A 4,419-nucleotide genomic window follows, 5' to 3' on the forward strand; every position below is an offset into this window, starting at 1 on the left:
CTGAAGGCTTTTGCGAGTTAGCACAATTGTTACTACTGAAAACCTTTACTGGATAAGTGGTTTGGGCTGCACGGCTTGGCTGATTAATGGAATGATTTAGGGTAATTGGTAATTGGTAATTGGTAATCGGTAACCGGTAATTGGTAATTGGTAATCGGTAACTGGTAATTGGTAACCGGTAATTGGTAATTGGTAATCGGTAACCGGTAATTGGTAACCAGACATGATATCAGTTGTTAATTTTGCTATAGCGTTTCCATTTGATGTGTGAAACAAGCACTGTCTTTAACTAAGACTTTCAGCTAGTTTTGTGTTCACGACTCATTTAGAAACGCTATATTTGAATTATCATTGTATTGTTTTTTTTTTTACTAAACTTAAATAAATCTTTACATAATTAAAATGAATCACGTTTATCATGTGTATAAATAATACAAAAATGTAAGCGAACAGCGATTAGCGCTACGCGCACGCTACTTGATGTGCTTATGCCCATAGCACAGGCTACTGGAGGTGCTTTTGAATAAGCGATGCAGAGGTGCGACCCGTGGCGAATTTAATTACGGGTCAAACGCACCATTACGGTCTTGGGGAGGCAGCGCCGACCTGCGGGGGTCTCCCCCATGAGCGACTGCCGTGGTTTCCACGGCGCTGGAGAGCGATGCAGCGCCGACCTGCGGGGGTTTCCCCCGGAGACCAAACCTGATTACGTTGAGCCTTTATGGTTGGTAGGCTCCTTGACGCGCGCCTTAGAATAAGGCAGCCAAAATGGTTGGTCGGCTATGGGAAAAAGGGTTAAAACTTATTGATTAAGGCTGCCTTATTCTTACGGTAACTTCAAATGCATAAAAGGGTTAAAACTTATTGATTAAGGCGAGCCTGTCTTACGGTAACTTCTAACCACTCGCGCTTTGCATGGCTGACAGGTGCGGAAGCAAGTTCCGAACACAGACCCATGCGCCATGAGCGACTGTATCAAGACAAGAGTTAAGCATTCATTTAATCTGAGTTACGTCCGAGGGTCGAAGCCTGTGCCACAAAGCTGTTAGCGTAGCGTCCCCAACGGCCAAGGGGTTTTAGCCAAACTTTAAATTCTCATTAATCTCGAACTATTAAATTCTCCTGTTTGCGTATCGGCGCACCCTAGGCGAACGAGGTTTATTTTAAGGATTAGGCTGACAGCACCTCAAGTAGCGTGGTCTAAGGCCAACGGCTGAGTGCTTACGATTTTATGTCTCTAACAATGGGATGCACCTACTCCAATTACCCATTACCCATTAAAAAGTAATAATTACTAATTATCAGTTACCAATTCCCTATTATTAATGATATTTATTTGTTGTAAATCTACCGAATAATTGCTATTGGATATTAGTTGTCATGGAGTGCTCTACAGCTTTTTTAAAGCTTTCACAATTAATTGTTGGATTTAACGCCACAAGTAAAAATTTACTTAAAGGGATTATAGAAATAATTTTTTAGACATCTGAGGAACAAGCTTTGCTGATCAACACTCCAAGATTCAACAAAACATCGGTTGAGCGCTTAGTCAATTTTTGGGCAAATCGCTATGTACCAGATTTATCAATTATCGCTAAAAATAATGATTTTTTAAATATTTCTGATTTGCTAGACGTTGCTTCTAGAAAGGGGCGCACTCAAACAGTTACCAAGTTACAGCGTTTAATCCAAATTAATTGTGAGTGTGCAGGAATTAAAACAGATGCTATGTTCTCCTATATTCCTAATGTGGTTAATTTGACTGAGGCTAAGCGAATTGCTGAATTTGTTGGCTCGGTTTACGAAAAGGTACTAGAAATTTACCAGGAGCAATCACCGAATTCTAGTTTAATGGCAGCAATACGACTAGGAGAGACAATTAATTTCTTCACAGATTTCTCTAGCCCGTGGACAATGGTAGCGCTAGAATTGCCAGCCATAGAAAAGTTAGCCACCTCTCTCGAACCTGTATTGCGGCAACTGCGGGAGAAACATATATCAGCAAAAGACCGTCGCGCCATTGGTTTTGTTACTACACAGTTTCACTTCAGCACTAAATTAGTACTCAATCGGCTGACATTACCAGAACAAATTTTGCTCAGTCCCTACTTTAAGTTTGTGGAGGAGCAAGTTTCTATCCCCTGGCAACGAATCTGTAATGCAGCGGCTTTGCATGATTTTAACTCACCTACCTTAGCGTTAGTCGAGCAAGTCTTACCTGCTAGTCAGGATATTGCTCAGACTGTCTACCAACGCACAGAGCAATTGCACTCTGATCATTTTAGCCGTCGGGGAGGGCTGGACGATCCAGGAATTAAGGCTTCGACTATCAGAGATTTAGAAATGTTCCAGGGTTACCTATGGCTATGTGCTTTGGAAGGGAATATGACATCAATAGAACAGGAACTGTTGCCGTTGTGTTTACTGGTATTTCCTAGTGTAGACGTAAGTTGGAAACTGGCGGAAAAAATGTTGCAGTTACTGGTGGATGAACTAAACGCTCGTGTAGAGTCAGATCAGCTTTCCCTGTTGCTTCCTTATACTCAAAGACTGCTGGAGTTATTCTCTGACCTGGAGCAGAAGGCGTTATGATATCATGTAGCACTTCTCAATTGGTTGAGGGAATTTTATCTTGGGTTAATGCTTGGGTTAATGGGAGTAGCAAGTAGCAAGTAGCAAGTAGCAAGTAGCAAGTAGCAAGTAGGAATTCCCCCTTGCCCCCCCATGGCCAGATCGGGCTGTTTCATACTCAGGTAGATCTACTTAAACAAAAAATGGCAATCGCCTCGATTTTTCTAAAATTATTTTAGATATTAAGAGTCTAGTTAAAAAAATAAAATAACTAAAATAAGTCAAGTAATTTTCCAGCAAACGAGGAAGATACATCCCTTATATCTCCTAGTATTGCTAATACTTTTAACACCAATTCATCGATACTTATGATATAGAAAAATCGACGATTTTTCTAAAAAAAAAATAACACCTAATTGTTCAGTAGATGCTGACGGGGGGATTTGAGATTGCGATGCTCTTTCAGAGCCGCTACGCGATTGGCCGTAGGCCACGCTACGCGATGAAGCGTTCGCAAAGCGTGGCCTACGGCCTCAGCTTCCGCTAAAAGCGAACGCATTGGTGTTACTGCTAGTCAATAGTTAAGTATATCTTAAATTTATAGTAGTAAGAATCAAGAAGACCCCCCTGCTGGTGTTATAATGGTGTTTTGACACTCCCCGTCCTGGAATGACGGGGATTCTTGCTTCCACGGGGTGACTTGTTTAACCAGGCCGGAGCCAGGAAAAATAGAGGTCTCCTCTCCACAAGCGTATTTGATCTATGACCTAGGTTTCGGTGTGCCCCACCGTACCTAAAATAGATAACAAATTTAGATAATAAATTTAGATGAACATTTTTTTAATCTTAGACTTTCATAGACTTCCAAATCGTTAGACTTGCGCAGTGCAACATGATTATCTCAAAACATGTTTTTTACACTGTCTACTTATTCAAGATCATGTTTATCTAGAACATTAATTATTTTTTTGTTATGATTTGATAATAACACGGTGCAAGAAAACTGTCAATACATAGATGCTCCTTTGGAGCCTTCAGTTGCGAACAAAAAAAAGCCGTCGAACGAAGGACGGGGCGCGATTACCCAAAATTTTTGGTAAAGGATGGAAACGTTATGGAAACCGTAGAGCAGAAACGGGCAGTCGAAATCTTGTCGGAGCGCCTGGGTAAAACCCAGGACTATCTTTGACATTGCTGCTCTGAATGCCAAAATTGAAGATTTAGAGCAGCTGGCAGCTCAACCGGATTTTTGGGATGATCAAAAGTCTGCTCAACAGACCCTTCAACAACTCAACGACCTAAAATCTAACCTCCAACGGTATCAACAGTGGCAATCAAGTTTGGAAGACACTAAAGCGATCTTGGAGTTGCTAGAACTAGAAACCGATGAGGCACTGCTTGCAGAAGCTCAAACCAACTTGACTCAGCTGAATAAAGAACTGGATCGCTGGGAGTTGGAACAGCTGTTATCTGGTACCTACGACGCATTAGGTGCTGTGCTCACCATCAATGCAGGGGCTGGTGGAACCGATGCCCAAGATTGGGCTGACATATTACTGCGCATGTACACCCGTTGGGCAGAGAACCATGGTTATAAAGCCCACCTAGCGGAAATTTCCCCAGGGGATGAAGCTGGGATTAAGTCTGCCACTCTGGAAATAGACGGACTCCGCGCCTATGGTTACCTAAAAGCGGAGAAAGGTACTCATCGACTGGTTAGAATTTCCCCGTTTAATGCTAACGGTAAGCGACAGACTAGTTTTGCTGGAGTAGAAGTGATGCCTGCGGTGGATAATACCGTTGAGCTGGAAATCCCCGAGAAGGATTTAGAAATTACCACCTCCCGTG

At 42.2% G+C, this 4,419-nt stretch carries 3 protein-coding genes and 2 pseudogenes; 2 read left to right on the forward strand and 3 right to left on the reverse strand.

Annotated elements, in window-relative coordinates; all coding sequences use genetic code 11:
- Window positions 1-96: 96 nt before the first annotated feature.
- Together F6K49_RS35935 and F6K49_RS53770 are read right to left on the reverse strand one after the other, a co-directional pair.
- Window positions 97-183 carry a hypothetical protein gene (locus F6K49_RS35935; RefSeq protein ID WP_229424439.1) on the reverse strand — a complete coding sequence of 29 codons (87 nt, stop codon included), beginning with the start codon at window positions 181-183 and terminating at the stop codon, window positions 97-99.
- Window positions 177-233, reverse strand: a pseudogene (locus tag F6K49_RS53770) (hypothetical protein); the annotation flags it as partial. The pseudogene F6K49_RS53770 and the gene F6K49_RS35935, both read right to left, overlap by 7 nt.
- Before the next feature lie 1,267 nt (window positions 234-1,500).
- Here F6K49_RS53770 and F6K49_RS35940 point away from each other — a divergent pair.
- Window positions 1,501-2,592, forward strand: coding sequence for a hypothetical protein (locus tag F6K49_RS35940; RefSeq protein WP_293104501.1), 1,092 nt, complete (start codon window positions 1,501-1,503; stop codon window positions 2,590-2,592).
- Between the two features lie 391 nt (window positions 2,593-2,983).
- Here F6K49_RS35940 and F6K49_RS35945 read toward each other — a convergent pair whose 3' ends face one another.
- Window positions 2,984-3,130 (reverse strand): hypothetical protein, encoded by a 147-nt coding sequence (locus F6K49_RS35945; RefSeq protein WP_293064257.1) that lies wholly within the window; start codon window positions 3,128-3,130, stop codon window positions 2,984-2,986.
- 555 nt (window positions 3,131-3,685) lie between these two features.
- Between F6K49_RS35945 and F6K49_RS35950 the strand changes: the two are divergent.
- Window positions 3,686-4,419 (forward strand): annotated as a pseudogene (locus tag F6K49_RS35950) (PCRF domain-containing protein); the annotation flags it as partial.

This window comes from Moorena sp. SIO3I6 (genome assembly GCF_010672095.1).

Excerpts from the sequence above, each read along its gene's own strand:
- F6K49_RS35945 (WP_293064257.1), bottom strand. The coding sequence starts at position 3,130 with ATGCGTTCGCTTTTAGCGGAAGCTGAGGCCGTAGGCCACGCTTTGCGA.